The 17,712-nt window shown below is 61.1% G+C and carries 13 protein-coding genes; 10 read left to right on the top strand and 3 right to left on the bottom strand.

The window, feature by feature from the left end:
* Positions 1–182 precede the first annotated feature (182 nt).
* The gene (locus tag K0V07_RS00185; RefSeq protein WP_220622515.1) at positions 183–1,922 is read right to left on the bottom strand and encodes an alpha-amylase family glycosyl hydrolase; all 1,740 of its coding nucleotides are present in this window, start codon (positions 1,920–1,922) and stop codon (positions 183–185) included.
* A 155-nt stretch (positions 1,923–2,077) separates the two neighbouring features.
* Entirely contained in the window at positions 2,078–3,346 is a 1,269-nt protein-coding gene (locus K0V07_RS00180; protein WP_220622514.1) for a glycosyltransferase family 4 protein, read from the bottom strand.
* A gap of 154 nt (positions 3,347–3,500) precedes the next feature.
* Here K0V07_RS00180 and K0V07_RS00175 point away from each other — a divergent pair, with 154 nt between their 5' ends.
* The 10 genes from K0V07_RS00175 (at position 3,501) to K0V07_RS00130 (ending at position 16,749) form a co-directional block, all read left to right on the top strand.
* The gene (locus K0V07_RS00175) at positions 3,501–4,679 is read left to right on the top strand and encodes a peptidase (protein ID WP_220622513.1); all 1,179 of its coding nucleotides are present in this window, start codon (positions 3,501–3,503) and stop codon (positions 4,677–4,679) included.
* Positions 4,666–5,646: a glucosyl-3-phosphoglycerate synthase gene (locus K0V07_RS00170; RefSeq protein WP_220622512.1), complete on the top strand. Its 981-nt coding sequence runs from the start codon at positions 4,666–4,668 to the stop codon at positions 5,644–5,646. Before K0V07_RS00175 ends, K0V07_RS00170 begins: the two co-directional genes overlap by 14 nt.
* Positions 5,647–5,709: 63 nt before the next feature.
* Positions 5,710–6,009, top strand: coding sequence for a hypothetical protein (locus tag K0V07_RS00165; protein WP_220622511.1), 300 nt, complete (start codon positions 5,710–5,712; stop codon positions 6,007–6,009).
* A gap of 87 nt (positions 6,010–6,096) precedes the next feature.
* Entirely contained in the window at positions 6,097–7,533 is a 1,437-nt protein-coding gene (locus tag K0V07_RS00160) for a hypothetical protein (RefSeq protein WP_220622510.1), read from the top strand.
* Between the two features lie 213 nt (positions 7,534–7,746).
* Entirely contained in the window at positions 7,747–8,649 is a 903-nt protein-coding gene (locus tag K0V07_RS00155) for an HAD family hydrolase (protein ID WP_220622509.1), read from the top strand.
* Positions 8,650–8,863: 214 nt separating this feature from the next.
* The gene (gene cysC / locus K0V07_RS00150) at positions 8,864–9,472 is read left to right on the top strand and encodes an adenylyl-sulfate kinase (protein ID WP_220622508.1); all 609 of its coding nucleotides are present in this window, start codon (positions 8,864–8,866) and stop codon (positions 9,470–9,472) included.
* 137 nt (positions 9,473–9,609) lie between these two features.
* On the top strand, positions 9,610–10,521 hold the full coding sequence (cysD, locus tag K0V07_RS00145) for a sulfate adenylyltransferase subunit CysD (RefSeq protein WP_220622507.1): 912 nt from the start codon (positions 9,610–9,612) through the stop codon (positions 10,519–10,521).
* A 75-nt stretch (positions 10,522–10,596) separates the two neighbouring features.
* On the top strand, positions 10,597–11,871 hold the full coding sequence (locus K0V07_RS00140; protein ID WP_220622506.1) for a GTP-binding protein: 1,275 nt from the start codon (positions 10,597–10,599) through the stop codon (positions 11,869–11,871).
* A 125-nt stretch (positions 11,872–11,996) separates the two neighbouring features.
* Entirely contained in the window at positions 11,997–15,707 is a 3,711-nt protein-coding gene (locus tag K0V07_RS00135) for a hydantoinase B/oxoprolinase family protein (RefSeq protein ID WP_220622505.1), read from the top strand.
* A 94-nt stretch (positions 15,708–15,801) separates the two neighbouring features.
* Positions 15,802–16,749, top strand: coding sequence for a histone deacetylase (locus K0V07_RS00130; protein ID WP_220622504.1), 948 nt, complete (start codon positions 15,802–15,804; stop codon positions 16,747–16,749).
* Here the strand turns inward: K0V07_RS00130 and K0V07_RS00125 are convergent.
* Positions 16,746–17,522 carry a sugar phosphate isomerase/epimerase gene (locus K0V07_RS00125; RefSeq protein ID WP_220622503.1) on the bottom strand — a complete coding sequence of 259 codons (777 nt, stop codon included), beginning with the start codon at positions 17,520–17,522 and terminating at the stop codon, positions 16,746–16,748. The two genes, K0V07_RS00130 and K0V07_RS00125, sit on opposite strands and share 4 nt — an antisense overlap.
* Positions 17,523–17,712 lie beyond the last annotated feature (190 nt).

Below are 17,712 nucleotides of genomic sequence, written 5' to 3'. Positions count from 1 at the left end.
AAACAGGCGTTAGGAATGAAAGTTGCATCCGTCCTTTCTTTTCTCGAAGAAGGTAACCGAGCTCAGAAAAACGTGCCTTCTGAGCGTGCGCGTAATCTACCATTTATGCGCTGGAGTCAGCACATAAAGCAAGAGCCTTGCCTCCACAAAAAGGCTTTCATGAAAGTCGTTGTCCTGTGTGCTTACGCGCGCGGGACGAGCCACATCGCCTGATACGGCTTGAGGGTGATGCCGCGCTTGCCGTTACTGAGGGTCTTGGCTGAGATCACGTCGTAGAACTTCTTCGTATCCTTCAGGGGGGCGAAGTCCGCCGGGCGGGTCACGGTCTGAGGCTCCGAGGAGAAGTTGAAGACGCAGTACACGGTCTGGTTGCCGAGGGTGGAGGTGCGCACAAGCACGAGCACGGACTCGCCCAGCCGGTAGAGCTCCTGCGAGCCGTCCGGGTTAAAGGCCGGGTAGTTGGCGCGGCGGCGGAGCACCTGGACGTACTGGCGGAAGGTGTCGGCCTGCGGAGCCTTCTTGGCGTCCAGCACTTCTTCGAGCTCGTCGAGATCCCACTTGCGGCGGTTGATGGAGCGCGGCGCGCCGGTTTTCTCCACGCCTTCGTCGTAGTTAGGCGTCGCCATCAGGCTGTGGAAATAGACCGCCGGGATGCCCTTGAGCGAGAGGGCGAAGTACTGCGAGCACAGGAAGCGGGCTGTCCCGAGTTTGGCATCGTCGGCCTCGCTTAGCGCGGAGGCGTAGGTGATGTTCAGCTCGTAGGGGCTCTGCGAGCCGTCGGGGTTGGCCTTGCGCGAGACATGGGCGCCGCGCTTTTCGACAGCCTTGATCAGCTTGTCGAATTCCTTGTCCGGCAGCAGGCCCTGAAGCGGGCGTACGCCGATGCCGTCATGCGAGGCGGTAAAGTTCAGGTACGTGCACGCGCCCTCGGGGTATTCGAGGTTGCTGAGCCAGTCGTAGAGATAGTCGCAGTTGTCGGTCAGCAGCGCGTGCAGCAGCAGGGGCGGCAGGCTGAAGTTATAGACCACGTGCGCCTCGTCGCCCTCGCCAAAGTAGCTGATGTTCTCGGCGTGGGGGACGTTTGTCTCGGTCAGGATATTGACCTGCGGGTCCACGATCTCGCAGACGTCGCGCAGGAGCTTGACGATCTCGTGGGTCTGCGGGCGGTGCAGGCAGTCGGTGCCGATCTCCTTCCACGCAAAGGCTACGGCGTCGAGCCGCAGGGTGCGCACGCCCTTGCTGATGTAAAAGAGCAGGATGTCCAGGAACTCAAAGAGCAGGTCCGAGTTTTGCCAGTTGAGGTCCACCTGGTCGGCGCTGAAGGTCGTCCACACATGGCTCTCGCCAAAGCGGGTCGTAGTCTTGGTCAGCAGGGGAGAGGTGCGCGGGCGGACCACCGCGGAGAGGTCCGTCTTCGGGTCCATCTCCAGAAAGTAGTGACGTGCGGGCGAGATACCCAGAATGAAGTCCTGGAACCACGCGCTCTTGGCCGAGCAGTGGTTGAGCACGAGGTCAAAGGCCAGGTTGAAGTCTTCGCCCAGCTTTTCCACATCGCTCCAGGTTCCGTACTCGCGCTTGACCTGGCGGTAGTCGATGACAGAGAAGCCGTCGTCACTCGACCACGGGTAAAAGGGCAGGATGTGCACCGTGCTGACCGCTCCCTTGAGGTGCTCCAGTGCGAACCCGTGCAAGGTCTTGAGCGGCGTCTCGCCCTTGGTGTGGACCATGTCCGCGTAGGTGATCAGCAGCACGTCCTTCTGGTCCCAGCGCCGGGCCGAGGTGGCCGGTGGCTCCATGCCTACGCCGTAGCGACCGATCAAGTGGTAAAAACGGTCCACGAGCCAGTTGGCACGCTCGCCATAGAGGAATCGCAGCCGCCGCCGGACGCGGTCGAGTTGGGCCTGGGAAATCGGTTTAATCATGAGAATGTCAGTGGTTGTAAAGTGCCGAAGCCACTCTTGATTTTTTTACCGCTAAGGACGCGAAGAGCGCGAAGTGCTTTGGGGAAATCTGGGTCTTCCACTCATTACTTTGCGTCCTTTGCGCTCTTTGCGGTTTTTTTAATTTTATAAAAAGCTCAGCCGCCGTTACCCCAGCCGGTGAGGCTGGTCATGAGCGTGCGCAGGGAGCGCCGCAGCACGGTATAAGAATAGAAGCGGCGGGCGACGCGGTAGTTGTGCTCAACCATCTCGTCGCGGTAGTGCGAGTCCTCCAGGATGCGCTGGACGTGGGCGACGACTTTCTTGGTCACGATGCCGTCCATCTCCGCGAACCTGAACCCGCGCGGCTCGATGTCCTGAATGTAGATCGAGTAGCGGTTTACCATCATCGGCTTTCGGAAGTAGACCGTCTCCAGCAGCGCGTTACCGAAGCCCTCGTAGGTGCTCGGGTAGGTGACGAAGTCCGCGTGCGGGTACAGGTCCCACAGCGTGTACATCTTGCGGCCGAGGCTGTCGTACTGGCGCACTTCCGAGACGCGGTCGGCGATGAAGCGCACGTCCACGTTTTCTTCCTTGGCCAGCTCGTTGAGCATGTGCAGGTAGTCGAGGCCCTCGTCCCCGGCATCGTGCGAGATGACGAGCTTGTAGCGCGGATCTTTGAGCATGCCGACCATCTTGATGGCGTGCTCGATGCCCTTGCGCGGCACGATGCGCGTGGGTTGGAGGATAAAGACATCGTCCGGCTTCAGACCGATCTCCTCGCGCACATCGGCGGAGTACTCGTCCGGCTGCGGAGCGGGCTTGTCAAAGTCGAAGACGTTCGGGATCAGCAGCGAGGCCAGACCCTTGCGCAGGGCGATCTGCTCTTCGGCGGGCCGGTTAATGACCACACTGCGGATGTTATTTAGACTCGGCGGAAAGGCGCTGTCGAGATAGTCGCCGACGCCGTTGACCGAGAAGCGCGTGCGCTCCCAGAAAAAGTCGTGATGGTGTGCGATGGCGGGCATCCCCGTCTCGGCCAGGAACTCCGTCACCGCCAAGCCCAGCGGCAGGTGCATCGGGATGGTGAGCACGTTCTGCGGGATGATGAAGTCGATCTGGAACTTTTTAACGAAGTGGTAGAGCGAGGTCTTCAGGTAGTCCGTCATCTCGCGGATGCGGGTCGTGACCAGTGGCTCGCGTGAGGTGCGGCCCCAGATGCGCTCGTTGATCCACTCGATCTCCGGGTGGCCGAAGTACGCCTCGGGCACGACATAGGAGATGCCCGGCTCGCGGTCGCTGCGTCCGCTGTACCAGTAGCTCACGTGCCGGTCGTCCCAGAGGACTTCCGCCCATTTGGCGCTTTCCAGAGATACGCCGTCCGTTCCAGCAAAGCGCGTCGAGATAAAACCGATATTTTTGGGCATGGTCAGGCTGCTTGACGAATAGGTTACATGCGTTAGCGGCTAACGGACTGCAAGTTACATGCCGGTCTGTGCGGGGGCAAGACCTGAACGGCATTATTGACGCAAAAAACAATTGGCAGGTCAAAAGCACCCCGCTAGCGTCCCTGCAACCACTATGCCGGACGACGCACTCTCACCCATTCTGGAGACTTTGCCCGACACCCGTAAGCGCCTGAAGGAGATGCGAGAAATTCTCCTGGCCAACGCGGTTATGTTCGGGGAGATTCCTGCACCCACGTTTGCGGAGGCTGCGCGCGCGCGCTTCTTGATGGACCGCTTCACGGAGGGCGGATGCCTGAGCGCTTCGACTGATGAGGTCGGTAACGCCGTGGGCATCGTCCCCGGTACGAAAAGCGGCAGCGGCTGTATCCTTTTGGCTGCCCACCTCGACACCCCCTTCGCCAAGAGCGTGGACCACACGGTGACAGTGCAGAAAAACGGCCTCGCCGGGGCCGGTATCCTGGACAACGCCCTCGGGGTGGCCGTCATCGCCTCGCTGCCCATCATCCTGGAAAAGCTCGGCATCGAGTTCGAGCACGACCTGCTGCTGATGGGCTCCACCCGCAGCCTTGGCTCGGGTGATATCGAGGGGATGCGTTTCTTTTTAAATAATAACAAGCTGCCCATCGAGGCAGGTGTCATTGTCGAGGGTGCGACCCTCGGGCGCCTGAGCTACGCCTCTCTGGGCATGAGCCGCGGAGTGGTGAACTGCCGCATCCCGCACGGCTACGACTTCAGCCGCTTCGGCGCGGCGGGCGCAGTCGCCATCCTCAACCGCGTGATCAGCGGCATCCTCAACATCCGCACGCCTAAGGAGCCGGTCACGCAGATCATCCTCGGCTCGGTCGAGGGGGGGACGAGCTTTAACACCATCGCGAAAAGCGGCACCCTGCGCTACGAGATCCGTAGTGAGCAGAGCGGCCTGGTCGGCGACATTAACCGCCAGATCGAGAGCCTGTTGGGCGAGATTCGCTCCTCCTCGGGCGTGACGCTCCGGCTCGACGAGGTCGCTCGCCGTCACAATGGCGGGCTCACCTACACTGATCCGCTCGTGAGCACCTGCCGTGCGGTGATGGAGGTGCTCAATGTGGATACGATCGTGGCCCCCACCACCGGTGAGCTGGCCGCCCTGATCGAGAACAACATCCCGGGTGTCACGCTCGGCATGACCTACGGCGAAAACCGTCACATGCAGGACGAGCTTGTCGCCATCGACCCGATTTTCACTGGCCTGGCGCAACTGCTGGCCGTTCTCCAAGCCATTGATAAAGGAATCTGCCATGACGAAGCTTGAGTCCTGGATTCAGCACAACACCTTTCACCACAGCCAGTTTTACGATCAGCTTGAGCTTCTCAAGCAGAAGGAAAAAACCGGGCTGACGATCTCGCTGTGCATCCCCACGCTCAACGAGGAAGCCACCATCGGTAAGGAGATCGTGATCTTCCGCTCCGAGCTGATGGAGCGCTACCCGCTGATCGACGAGATCGCCGTGATCGACTCCGGCTCGACGGACAAGACCCTTGAGGTCGCCTCGTCCTTCGGGGCGGATACGTACTTCGCCGGGGACATCCTGCCCTCGCAGGGCCACAAGCGCGGCAAGGGGGAAAACCTCTGGAAGGCCATTCACCAGCTCAAGGGTGACATCATCTGCTACGTGGATGCGGACATTAAAAACATCCACCCGCGCTTCTGCTACGGGCTGGTCGCGCCGCTGCTCTACCGCCCCGAGATGCACTACGTGAAGGCATTCTATGATCGCCCGCTGGCCTTCTCGCAGGGCGTGCGCCCTTCCGGTGGTGGCCGCGTGACGGAGATTCTCGTGCGCCCGCTCTTTTCGCTTTTCTTCCCGGAGTTGACCGGCCTTGTGCAGCCGCTCTCCGGCGAGTACGCCGTGCGCCGCGAGGTGCTGGAGCGCCTGCCGTTCCCCATCGGCTACGGCGTGGAGACCTCGCACATCATGGACGTGTACCGCCAGTGGGGCCTCGAAGCCTTTGGCCAGACCGACCTGGACCAGCGCGTGCACCGCAACCAAGAGACCCTTTCGCTCGGAAAAATGTCCTTTGGTATTCTCCAGAGCTTTCTCGGTCGCCTCAAGCTGATGGGCATGGAGGGCGATCTGCCCGAAATGACCAACACCCTGCGCCAGTTCATCGCCAAGGACCAGCAGTACGAGCAGATCTGCCACGAAATCGTCGAGGAAGAGCGCCCGCCCATGATCGACATCCCCGAGTACCGCGAAAAAATGGGCTACGACGGGTAGGTTTTTTTATTGGGCCACAGAGAGCACAGAGTAGGCACAGAGAGCACAGAGGATAAAAGAGTCATGAGCCTGTCTTTCAAGATTCTGCGTTTGTTTCTTGTTTTAGTTTTCCTGTGCTCAGGCTTTCTCCTGATTTCAAGCCCGGTTATGAGTGGGCGTGGCGAAGAGTATGTCGTGTTTGATGCTCAAGAGAATGTTATTGGCCACACCTATGTGCCTCAAAGCATGGCTTGGGTTCCTTATGCGAACATCATCTTCTTCCTACTAAGCGGGATTAGCCTGATTATCCTTCAACACTTGGGTAAGAGGCTTTCCATTTTAGAGCGCGAGGTGGAGCGTCTCAAAGACGCTTCGCGCCCTTAGCGTCCTTTGCGGTTTTAGTTCATATTCGATTTTGCATCTCTGCGTTCTCCGTGCCTCCTCTGTGACCAGATAAATATTTCCCCCCCCATGCGTGTCGCTGTCGTCCATTACCATCTAAAGCCCGGCGGGGTGACGCGGATCGTTGAGAGTGCGGCGGCGGCGCTGGCTCCGCATGGGGTGGAGCTGTGCGCGATTTCCGGCGAGCCGTACACGGGGGACACGGATTTAAAAGCCGGTGTCGTATCAGGTTTACAATACACCACCGCCGAGTCCGAGTACGTGGACCCGAAGTACCTGCTGCACGAGATTAAGGCCGAGGCGAAGCGCCTGCTCGGGGGCGAGCCGGACCTGTGGCACATTCACAACCACTCGCTGGGCAAGAACGCCGTGATGGCCGATGTGGTGGCGCTGCTGGTCAAAAGCCAGACGCCGGTCCTGCTGCAGATTCACGACTTCGCCGAGGATGGGCGCCCCGCCAACTATGAGCTGATCGGGGAGGGGATTGCCGACTGGAAAAACCTCTACCCCTACGGTCCGCGTGTGCACACCACGGTCCTCAACCGCCGGGATGAATCTTTTCTGCGTGGCGCTGGCATGCCCGCCGAGTTCCTGCACCTGCTCCCCAACCCGGTGTCTGTCCCGGCGACACCCGAGGGCGAGGCCCCGAAGATTGACGGTATGGAGCGGCTGTTTCTGTACCCGACGCGCGCCATTCGCCGCAAAAACATGGGCGAGTTTCTTTTCTGGGCTGCGCTGGCAAGAGATGGCGAAACCTTTGCCACCACGCTGGCCCCGGCCAACCCGACGGCCCGCCCGGTGTACGAGCGCTGGATGGCCTTTGCCGCTGAGCAGCAGCTGCCCGCGAAGTTCGAGCTGGCGCAGGCGGTGGACCTGTCCTTCCCCGAGGTGATGGCCGCCGCCGAGACGATTATCACGACCAGCGTGGGCGAGGGCTTCGGGATGGCATTCCTTGAGCCGTTCCTCTTTGGTAAAACGCTATGCGGGCGTGACCTGCCGGACATCACGGGTGACTTCTCCGAGCATGGCGTGAAACTATCCGGCCTCTATGACCGGCTCGACGTGCCGCTGGCGTGGATCGGCGGGGCAGGGGAGCTGCGGACAAAAGTGGCCCCGACGCTGGAGAAAAGTTTTTCCGCTTACGGGCGCTCATGCGGCGAGGTCGAGATCGACGCCGCCCTGACCGCCGCCATCAAGGGCGACCGCGTGGAGTTCGGGCGGCTGGACGAGGCCCTGCAGGAGCGGGCTATCGCCCACTTGCGCAGCTTAACCAATCCGGCGGACGATGTGCGCCCGCCCACGCTTGAGCGTCAGGACGCCACCACGGCTGTCGCCAACCGCGAGGCCATTGCCGCGCATTTCAATCTGGAGCAGTACGGGCAGCGCCTGCTGGGGATTTACCGCCAGCTCATCGACGCTGAGCCCGCGGCGACGGATTCGCTCGACCCGGCCCGGGTGCTCGACGCCTTTCTCGACCCGGCCCGTTTCTGCCTCCTGCGCACCTAGTGCGTGACCGCACAGGACATTGATGGGCTGCGCCCATGATTTTTTGTTTTTTATGAGCTAGCGGCACAGCGGCTGTTCTTCCTGTGCGTCGTTTTGGGACTGGGGTGGTTTTCTGTGTCGTGGGGTAGGTGTGCGCACCCATCATTGCAGCTGGGGAAGACCCGCAGCGTTTTTTGCTTCAATCCCTGAGCCATTCCGGTATAAACACGCCCCATGTCCGTAAAGACCCCCCTGCCGGAAATTTTCCGCGAAAATGCTCTCGAGGCTATGGAGCCCGAATCCACCGGTCAAAAGCCCTCTGTAAAGAAGCTCTCCGGTATCCGTGCCGTGTTGTTCGATGTGTATGGTACTCTCTTTCAGTCCGGCGTAGGCGATATTTCGCTGGCCGAGGAGGGCCGTGATGACCGCCGTGAGAAGATCATCCGCGCCTGCATGAAAGAAGCCGGCCTCCAGGTGACCGACCAGAAGACACCCGTGGCAGAACTCTTTCACGACACGATCCGTGCCGAGCAGGACATCCGCCGCGAGCAGGGTGTGGACTTCCCGGAGGTGGATATCCTCGGTGTCTGGGAGGACCTCGTCGGCCAGCTTGAGGCCTATGAGTTGATCCGTGGCCGCGCCAGCCGTGCCGCCCTGCGCTCGCTCGCTGTCCACTATGAGGCCTGTGTGAATCCCGCCGCGCCCATGCCCGGTGCACTCGAAACCATCGAGGGCCTGCTCGACAAGAAGCAGAGCCTCGGCATCGTCTCGAACGCCCAGTTCTACACGCCGCTGCTTTTCGAAGCCTTCCTGGAGGGCTCCCCGCATGACCTCGGCTTCGAGGAGATCCTCTGCGTCTGGTCCTATCAGGAAACCGTCGCCAAGCCCTCACCGAAGCTCTTTGAGGTGGCAGCTGAGCGTCTGCAGGCACTGGACGGTATCGCCCCGAAGGAGACGCTCTACATCGGCAATGACATGCGCAATGACATCGCCCCCGCGTCTAAGCTCGGCTTCAAGACCGCGCTCTTCGCCGGGGACAAGCGCTCCCTGCGCCTGCGCAAGGACGACGAGTCCTGCAAGGGTGTGAAGCCCGACCTGGTCATTACCGAGCTCGAGCAGCTGCTGGAGTGCTTCTGAGTCTGAGTGCTCGATCGCTTCAGGAGTTTTAAATGTTTTTCAGAGAGCCGTCCATTCGTGGGCGGCTTTTTTATGTTTATTAAAGAACTGATAAGCAATGGCTTAGATGGCTTATGTTCGGAGATTTTTATATTAACTATACTAAATTACCTAAAATACTAAAAATATCTCTTGCCATTCGGTAAAAGGTGGATTGAGTGTCTGGCATACCGCAATGAACCAGACCTCCTCAGAACATCTTTACCCGCAATTCGAGCGGATGCTCTCACGCCAGCAGCGTGAGGAGCGGCTCGGGCAGCGTTCACATGTGTTCTGGCTTTACGGCCTCTCCGGCTCGGGTAAGAGCACACTGGCTATCGCCCTGGAAAAGGCGCTCTTCGCGCAGGGCAAGTTCGCTCAGGTGCTCGATGGTGATAACATCCGCACCGGCCTGAACAGCAACCTCGGCTTCAGCGATGAGGACCGGCTGGAGAACATCCGCCGCATTGCCCACGTGGCGAAGCTTTACGCCGACTCGGGGGTGATCACGATTGCCTCGTTTATCACGCCGCGTGAGGAACTGCGCGAACTGGCCCGCGGCATTGTCGGGGCTGAGGATTTTTCGGATATCTACGTCAAAGCGTCTTTCGAGACCTGCGCCGAGCGCGACCCCAAGGGGCTCTATGCCAAGGTCAAGGCCGGGCAGGTCAAGCAGTTCACCGGTAAAGACTCGGGCTTTGAGGAGCCGACCACGCCGGACCTGCTGATCGACACCGAGGCCGAGTCTGTCGAGCAGAGCCTGCAGCGCCTGATGGACTACGCCTGTATGCGCATCGCGAGCTGAGCCGCCTGGGCCAGTTCGCGATCAAACGAAAAGACAAAGGCACGCGTGCCCGATCCGTTTTCGTTTCAACCGCTCCCGTACCATCGCTTTCACCGTTTATTTATACCGCACCCAACAACTTTTAAACGAATTTTCCCATGCATAACTACCGCGTCACCCACCTCAAGCAGCTCGAAGCCGAGTCGATCTACGTCTTGCGCGAGTTCGCCGCTCAGTTCGAAAAGCCGGTCCTGCTCTTTTCCGGGGGCAAGGACTCCATCGTCATGGCCTGGCTCGCCCGCAAGGCTTTCTGGCCCGCACGCATGCCTTTCCCGCTTATGCACGTGGACACGGGGCACAACTTCGACGAGACGATGCAGTACCGCGACGCGTTTATTAAGGACATCCGCGCCGAGCTGATCGTGGCCAGCGTGCAGGAGTCCATCGACAAGGGCCGCGTAGTCGAGGAAAAAGGCCCGAAGGCCAGCCGTAACGGCCTGCAGACCGTCACCCTGCTCGACGGCATCGAGGAGCACGGCTTTGATGCCGCGCTCGGCGGTGGTCGCCGCGACGAGGAAAAGGCACGCGCCAAGGAGCGCTTCTTCTCGCACCGCGACGAGTTCGGCCAGTGGGACCCGAAGAACCAGCGCCCCGAGCTCTGGAATATCTTCAACGGCCGCAAGCACCACGGTGAGCACTTCCGGGTCTTCCCGCTCTCGAACTGGACCGAGATGGACATCTGGCAGTACATCAAGCAGGAGGACATCCCGCTGCCGAGCCTCTACTTCGCCCACGAGCGCGAGGTCTTCGTCCGCGACGGAACCCTTCTGGCCAAGACGGACTTTATCAACCTCCTGCCCGAAGAGGAGCCGACCCTGGAGAAGAAGACCGTGCGCTTCCGGACCATCGGGGACGCCACCTGCACGGGTGCGGTTGAGTCCAGCGCCGCTACCCTCGACGACATCATTGAGGAGGTGGCCGCTGCCCGGCAGACCGAGCGCGGAGGCCGCGCCGATGACCGCCGTTCCGAGACCGCCATGGAGGACCGCAAGAAACAGGGTTACTTCTAATTGATGAGCCGGACGCGATTCAGAGCCGGACCCGTTAACGAAACAACGTAGTTAAACTTTAATACACTTTAGAAAATGTCAGACGAACGAGGCTATTTGGACATGGACCTGCTGCGCTTCACCACCGCAGGCAGCGTCGACGACGGCAAGAGCACCCTCATCGGGCGCCTGCTGTACGACAGCAAGAACATCTTCGAGGACCAGCTTGAGGCGGTCGAGGCCAGCAGCCGCCAGCACGGTGACGAGGAGGTAAACCTCGCTCTGCTCACCGACGGGCTGCGCGCCGAGCGCGAGCAGGGCATCACTATCGACGTGGCCTACCGCTACTTCGCCACCCCGAAGCGTAAGTTTATCATCGCGGACACGCCGGGGCACATCCAGTACACCCGCAACATGGTGACTGGTGCCTCCACGGCGAACCTGGCCATCATCCTGATCGATGCCCGTAAGGGCGTGATCGAGCAGACATGCCGCCACGCCTTCATCGCCAGTCTGCTGCGCATCCAGCACATCACCGTGTGCGTGAACAAGATGGACCTGGTGGACTGGGACGAGTCGGTGTATAACAAGATCGTCGAGGACTTTAAGAAGTTCGCCTCCCGCCTGGACAGCGTGGTCGAGGTGACCTTTATCCCGATCAGCGCTCTCAAGGGTGACAACGTGGTGGACAAGTCCGAGAAGATGACCTGGTACCAGGGGCCGACGCTGCTCTATCATTTGGAGACGGTCTACATCGGCTCCGAGGCCAACCACGTGGACGCGCGCCTGCCGGTGCAGTGGGTGATCCGCCCGCACTCGCAGGAGTACCATGACTTCCGGGGCTACGCCGGTCGCGTGGCAGGGGGCGTTTTCAAGCCCGGTGACGAGGTCACGGTGCTGCCCTCCGGGTTCAGCACACGCGTCAAAGGCATCCACGCCATGGGCGAGGAGCTGGAGGAGGCTTTCTACCCGCAGTCGGTGACGGTGACGCTCGAAGACGAGATCGACATCAGCCGTGGGGACATGATCGTGAAGCCGAACAACCAGCCCAAGGTCGACCAGGACATCGAGGCGATGATCTGCTGGTTCTCCGACTCCAAGAAGCTGGCCGGTCGCGGCAAGTTTGTGCTCCGCCACACGAGCAAGGAGGTCAAGGCCATCGTCAAGGACATCCGGTACAAGGTGAACATCAACACCCTGCACAAGATCGAAGACGATCTGGAGTTCGGGCTCAATGACATCGGTCGCATCAGCCTGCGGACCTCCGCACCGCTGCTGCACGACAGCTACGCCCGCAACCGCCAGACGGGTAGCTTCGTCCTCATCGACGAGTTTACCAACGAGACCGTGGCCGCAGGCATGATCCTGTAAGCATACGTTTTATAGCGAGATATTGGTTTGTTTATGCCGGACCAATGACCCCCGCCAGTGAGCATCCATCAAGCTCCGGCGGGGGTTCTCTTTTTTTGGGGGGGCTGGATTTGGCAAAAGAAACCATGCCCGCGCTTGCGCCGGGGCGGGCGGTGCGCTTCACTGGCACACCTATGTGGCACATCGGAGCGGACACGGGCGGCACGTTTACAGACCTGATTGGCCTGGACCCGGCAGGGAACCCCTGCCGGACCAAGGTGCTGTCCAGTGGCTGCCTGCGGGCTCGGGTGTCGGAAGTCGCGGGTAAAAGCCTCCGTCTGGAAGCGCTTCCCCAGATGGCCGATGGTGTGCTGCGGGGCTTTCGCCTGCGGCTGGCTGGCGATGGTAGCGAGGGGAGTGTCGTGGTTTTTCATGACAAAGGTATGGTCGAGCTTGAGGCTCCAGTGGATGGGCTCACACCCGGCACACTGGTTGAGCTGCTGACAGGGGAGGAGGCCCCGGTTGTTGGGGCGCGTGTCCTCACGGGTACTCCGGGCGACGAGCCGCTACCGCCCATCGCCCTGCGCCTGGGTACGACGCGGGGCACAAATGCGCTGCTGGAGCGTCGCGGGGCGCGCACGCTGTTTCTGGTCACGGCGGGTTTTAAGGACCTGCTTGTGATCGGTGATCAGCGACGACCGGATTTGTTTGCCCTCAACATCGTGAAGCCGCGTCCTCTCTATGATCGTGTGATCGAGGTGGACGAGCGGCTGCGCGAGGATGGCTCCGTGCTGCATGTGCTGGAGGACTCAGAGGCGCTGCGCGCACAGATACGTGCCGCTCGCAAAGACGGATGTGTCGCCGCTGCAGTGGCGCTCATGCACAGCTACAGCAACGATGTTCACGAGAAGCATCTGGGTGACATTCTGCTGGAGGAGGGCTTTGAGACGGTTTCGCTTTCGGCTGAGCTGGCCCCCTTTATCAAGCTCATGCCGCGTGCCCAGACTGCGGTGACTGATGCCTATCTCGGGCCGGTCATGCAGGCCTATCTCGATCGTGTCGAGGCGGCGGTGCCGACAGGCCGCCTCCACGTCATGACCAGTGCGGGCGGCCTGGTGGGGCGCGCGCAGTTTCGCCCCAAGGACAGCCTGCTGAGTGGCCCGGCGGGTGGGGTGGTCGGTGCGGCTGCGGCTGCTCGGCAGGCTGGTTTTTCGCGTATCATCGCTTTTGATATGGGAGGGACGAGTACAGATGTGTCGCGCTATGAGGGGGAGTTTTCCTATCGCGATGTGCAACGCGTCGGTGACTCGCTGATCGTGGCTCCGGCCCTGAGTATCGAGACAGTGGCCGCCGGTGGTGGGTCGATTTGTGGCTTTGACGGTAAATCCCTTTTCGTCGGCCCCGAGAGTGCCGGGGCGCAGCCGGGCCCGGCCTGCTATGGGGCGGGCGGCCCGCTCACGCTGACAGATGTGAACCTGCTCGCGGGGCGGCTCGACCCGGAGCACTTCGGCATCCCGGTTGACCCCGAGGCAGCGGCCACACGCCTGGATGAAATCGCTGCGCAGACAGGAAGCGACCGCGAAACGCTTCTGAAGGGCTATCTCGACATCGCCAACGAGCGCATGGCTGATGCCATCCGCGCCATCTCCGTGCGCGAGGGCTACGATCCGGCAGACTATGCGCTGGTGGCCTTCGGTGGGGCCGGTGGACTGCACGCCTGCCCGGTGGCTGAAAACCTCGGTATCCGCACGGTGATCTTTCCACAGGACGCCGGCCTGCTTAGTGCCTACGGGCTGCGAAATGCCCGCATGGAGCGTATCTGCGAGCGTCAGGTGCTGCAGCCTCTCGATGCGACTGAGCATGAGCTGCCCAGTCTCATCTCGGCCCTTGAGACAGAGGGATTACGCGAACTGGAAGCCGAGGGCATTGACCCGAAAGGCTGCGAAAGGGTGCGCTGTGAGATACTTCTGCGGCTGGCCGGGCAGGAGTCTCCGCTGGAGATTTCGTGGGCACCGGGGGTTGATCTGGTTGATGTCTTTGGCGAACGCTATCGGCAGGTGTTCGGCTATTGGCAGCAGAGCAGTAAGCTTGAGGTCGTTAAGGTCCGCGTCGTCGTGGCGGCGGCGTCTTCGGCTACCGATGAGGAAACATTTTCTCCGGGCGATTCCGCGTCCGATCATGCGCGGGTGCTGGCAGACGAAACGGCAACGCTGGTCGTCGATCCGGGTTGGACGCTAAGCCGAGGGGATAGCGGTACAGTCCGGCTGGATTTAAAAACGTATCATAAAACGGATACGTCAGAGGCCAACGCTCTCGTGCGTCGCGAGCTTTTTACTAACCGCTTCCGCCGTGTAGTCGAGGAGATGGGAATGCAGCTCCAGCGCACGGCGGTCTCCACGAATGTGAAGGAGCGGCTCGACTACTCGTGCGCGCTGCTTGATGCCGGTGGAGAGCTGATCGCGAATGCCCCCCACATCCCTGTGCATCTGGGGGCGCTTGGGCTGTGTGTGCGTCGCGTCGCTGAAACGCTGGATCTGAAATCCGGCGATGTGATCGTGACGAACCACCCCGCCTATGGAGGATCACACCTGCCGGATGTGACAGTGATCACGCCGGTTTATCAGGATGATGGCTCGCTGTTGGGCTACGTGGTGAGCCGTGCTCACCACGCGGAAATCGGTGGCAAACGGCCCGGCTCCATGCCGATTGATGCGGAAAACCTGGCCGAGGAGGGGGTGGTGATTGCCCCGCGTTATTTACTGAGGGAGGGAGAGAATCGTTTCGATGATCTGGAGCAGTGGCTCTCGAATGGTCCCTGGCCGAGCCGTAACCCGGAGCAGAACCTCGCGGATATACGCGCGCAGGTCGCCGCAAATCGCCGGGGCGCGCAGACGCTGCTGGCGCTGGCGGGAGAGTTTGGGGCGCGCGTGGTCACGGACCAGATGGAGGACTTGAAAGCCTTTTCCGCACAGAGCCTGAGGCGTGCGCTTGAGGGAAAACTTACTGAGCAGCTCCATGCCGAGCAATGGCTCGACGGTGGTGCACGGATTGTCGTCCGTGTGGAGGAGCAAAAGGGAGAGGGCGTTTGTATTGATTTTTCCGGTACGTCAGCGGTCCAGGCCAACAGCCTGAATGCGACACCCGCTATTGTGAACAGCGCGTTGATCTATGTGCTGCGCCTGCTGGTCGATGAGGATATTCCCCTCAATGACGGGCTCTTGGCAGGGATCGATGTCCGCTTGCCGGAAGACTGTATGCTCAACCCGGTATTCCCGGACAACCCGGCGGAGGCCCCGGCTGTGATGGGCGGAAATGTCGAGGTCAGCCAGCGGCTGGTCGATACGCTTCTGCTGGCGCTGGGGCGTGTGGCGTGCAGTCAGGGGACGATGAACAACCTGGTCTTTGGCGATGAGCACAGGAGTTACTACGAAACGATTGGCGGCGGGGCCGGAGCGGGCGAGGGCTTCGCCGGTGCGGGGGGCGTGCATTGCCACATGACGAATACGGCCATCACCGACCCGGAGATTCTGGAGCATCGCTATCCGGTGCGACTTTGGCGTTTCGGCCTGCGGGATGGCTCCGGCGGTGTGGGCCGCTGGGGCGGGGGAGACGGGCTCGTGCGTGAGCTGGAGTTTCTGGAGCCGCTCTCTGTTTCCCTCTTAACACAGCGTCGGGCGAGTGGCCCGGAGGGGATTGAGGGCGGTGGTAGTGGCCAGCCCGGTTGCCAGACGCTGATCCATCCTGACGGGAGTGAGGAAACCCTGGGCTACGCTGCACAGCTCGATGCGCGGCCTGGCCAGCGCCTGCGGATTGAGACGCCCGGTGGCGGTGCTTTCGGTGAGAGGCAGCGGAAGTAAGCGGCCCGATTCCTCACCGATAACATGACAGGTTGCGGTAGCTATTAAGAAGAAAACCGCTTGGCAGTACGGCTGCTTATGGTATGTTTGGGCTATGAGGCGGACCGCGCTTTTTCAGCATCCAGATTTCGTTCACCATGAGACTGGGAGCGATCACCCGGAGTGCCTGGAGCGTTACCGCGCGATTATCGATGCCCTTGAGAACTCGCCCCTGCAGCAACAGCTCCAGTGGTGGAGGCCGGACCCTGTCGAGCTGCGGTGGGTAGAGGAGAATCACGATACCGCGTATATCCGCCATATCGAGGAGGCCTGCCTCTCGGGTAGCTCGCAGCTGGACAAGGGAGAGACGCGTGTCTCGCATGACTCCTTCCAGGTCGCTCTACTGGCAGCAGGGGCAGCGACCGGAGCGGTGGATGCGGTCATGGCGGGGGCTTGTGAGAATGCCTTTTGCGCGATACGCCCCCCCGGCCACCATGCGGAGCGTGCCCGGCCGATGGGGTTTTGCCTGTTTAACAATGTGGCTATCGCGGCGCACTACGCGCGGAAACAGCATGGCCTGGAGCGCGTCTTTATCCTGGACTGGGATGTGCATCATGGCAACGGCACGCAGCACAGCTTTTATGATGATGGGCAGGTGTTTTTCTGTAGCCTGCACCAGTACCCGTTTTATCCCGGTACGGGCGAAGCTGCCGAGCAGGGCATCGGAGCGGGAAAGGGCGCTACGCTGAATCTGCCGCTGCCCCCTCGCACGAGTGGGAGGGACTTTCTAAACCTCATCAACGGTCCGGTTGCGGATGCGGTGACGGCGTTTCGTCCCGAGATGATTTTGGTGTCCGCCGGGTTTGATGCGCATCACCTGGACCCGATCGCAAACCTGGAGCTGACCGAGGAAGACTTCGGTGCCATGACTCGAACGGTCTGCCAACTGGCTGAGGAGCAATGCGGCGGGCGCATTGTCAGTGTGCTGGAGGGTGGGTACCACCTGGACGCACTGGCGGCCAGTGTGCAGGAGCATCTGCGTGCGCTGCTGGGCGAGGGCTAGTAGCCCTTCAGCCACTCGCGTAAGGTGGCTGCGTCCGTGAGGAGCTGCTCGGGGTCGTCCCCGAGGACAAACTCCATCAGGCAGAAGCGCTCGACGTCAGGGGTGTTAGCCAGCTCAAGGTAGGCGCTCCAGTTCTCGCGGCCTTCGGCCAGCGGGTGACGAATAATCGGGTCGGCGGGTTTGCTCCAGTGAAAGACGTGGAGGTTGAGCAGGCGCGGGAGGACGTGCTCCAGAGCGGTCAGGTTGTTGGCGCGGGTCTCGCCATTGATGGGCTGCCAGAGCGTAAAGAGGTTGGGGTGGGGCGCTTCATTGAGGAAGCGCACAGCGGAGGCGTCGCAGTCCGTTAACGTGCCGCCATGGTACTCGACCGTGAGCTTAATGCCCGCTGAGGCGGCGAGGTCGGCGCAGCGCAGGGCATCCTCGACGACGGCCTGCCGGGCCTCTTCAGTAATGGTGGCCGAGGGCGTATTCCCCGCCCAGACGCGAATGCTCGGGGCCTCCAGTGCGGCTGCCGTCTCCAGGACCTGACTGAAGGGCATGCCATTCTGCTCGGAAACGCTTAGGCGGTAGTAGGAGCCATAGCAGGCGGTCCGCAGGCCTGCATCAGCAGTGATGGCCGCCACTTCGCGTGCGCGGGCGAGGTCACCGGATGGCACATGGACGTCAGCCCCCCATTCTATAGCTTTCAGACCGGCGCGGTTGGCCAGGTCGGCGATACCGGCGGGATCGAGTTGGCGAAAGCTGATGGAGACGAGTCCGGGAGTGAAGGGCATGCGTGCATTGTTGAGCCCGTCCCGGATCAGGCAAACCCGAAAGGTCTGGACCCGTTGAAAGGAGCAATTTCTCGCAGGAGATATATTTTCCGTTGCCCCGGGAGCGAGGTCGGCCCAGATTTTGCTCAAGGCTGAATCTTCTCCCGCACTCTCACAGTGGCGGCTGACATTCACGTAAACATTCTCTTCG

The sequence above is a fragment of the Ruficoccus sp. ZRK36 genome (assembly GCF_019603315.1).
Classification (GTDB): domain Bacteria; phylum Verrucomicrobiota; class Verrucomicrobiia; order Opitutales; family Cerasicoccaceae; genus Ruficoccus.
Note: the sequence above shows the minus strand (reverse complement) of the source record. Positions and strands in the feature narration are given on the sequence as shown.

Excerpts from the sequence above, each read along its gene's own strand:
- K0V07_RS00180 (WP_220622514.1), bottom strand. The coding sequence starts at position 3,346 with ATGCCCAAAAATATCGGTTTTATCTCGACGCGCTTTGCTGGAACGGAC.
- K0V07_RS00125 (WP_220622503.1), bottom strand. The coding sequence starts at position 17,522 with ATGCCCTTCACTCCCGGACTCGTCTCCATCAGCTTTCGCCAACTCGAT.
- K0V07_RS00160 (WP_220622510.1), top strand. The coding sequence starts at position 6,097 with ATGCGTGTCGCTGTCGTCCATTACCATCTAAAGCCCGGCGGGGTGACG.
- K0V07_RS00155 (WP_220622509.1), top strand. The coding sequence starts at position 7,747 with ATGTCCGTAAAGACCCCCCTGCCGGAAATTTTCCGCGAAAATGCTCTC.
- cysC (WP_220622508.1), top strand. The coding sequence starts at position 8,864 with ATGAACCAGACCTCCTCAGAACATCTTTACCCGCAATTCGAGCGGATG.
- cysD (WP_220622507.1), top strand. The coding sequence starts at position 9,610 with ATGCATAACTACCGCGTCACCCACCTCAAGCAGCTCGAAGCCGAGTCG.
- K0V07_RS00185 (WP_220622515.1), bottom strand. The coding sequence starts at position 1,922 with ATGATTAAACCGATTTCCCAGGCCCAACTCGACCGCGTCCGGCGGCGG.
- K0V07_RS00140 (WP_220622506.1), top strand. The coding sequence starts at position 10,597 with ATGTCAGACGAACGAGGCTATTTGGACATGGACCTGCTGCGCTTCACC.
- K0V07_RS00175 (WP_220622513.1), top strand. The coding sequence starts at position 3,501 with ATGCCGGACGACGCACTCTCACCCATTCTGGAGACTTTGCCCGACACC.
- K0V07_RS00170 (WP_220622512.1), top strand. The coding sequence starts at position 4,666 with ATGACGAAGCTTGAGTCCTGGATTCAGCACAACACCTTTCACCACAGC.
- K0V07_RS00135 (WP_220622505.1), top strand. The coding sequence starts at position 11,997 with ATGCCCGCGCTTGCGCCGGGGCGGGCGGTGCGCTTCACTGGCACACCT.
- K0V07_RS00130 (WP_220622504.1), top strand. The coding sequence starts at position 15,802 with ATGAGGCGGACCGCGCTTTTTCAGCATCCAGATTTCGTTCACCATGAG.
- K0V07_RS00165 (WP_220622511.1), top strand. The coding sequence starts at position 5,710 with ATGAGCCTGTCTTTCAAGATTCTGCGTTTGTTTCTTGTTTTAGTTTTC.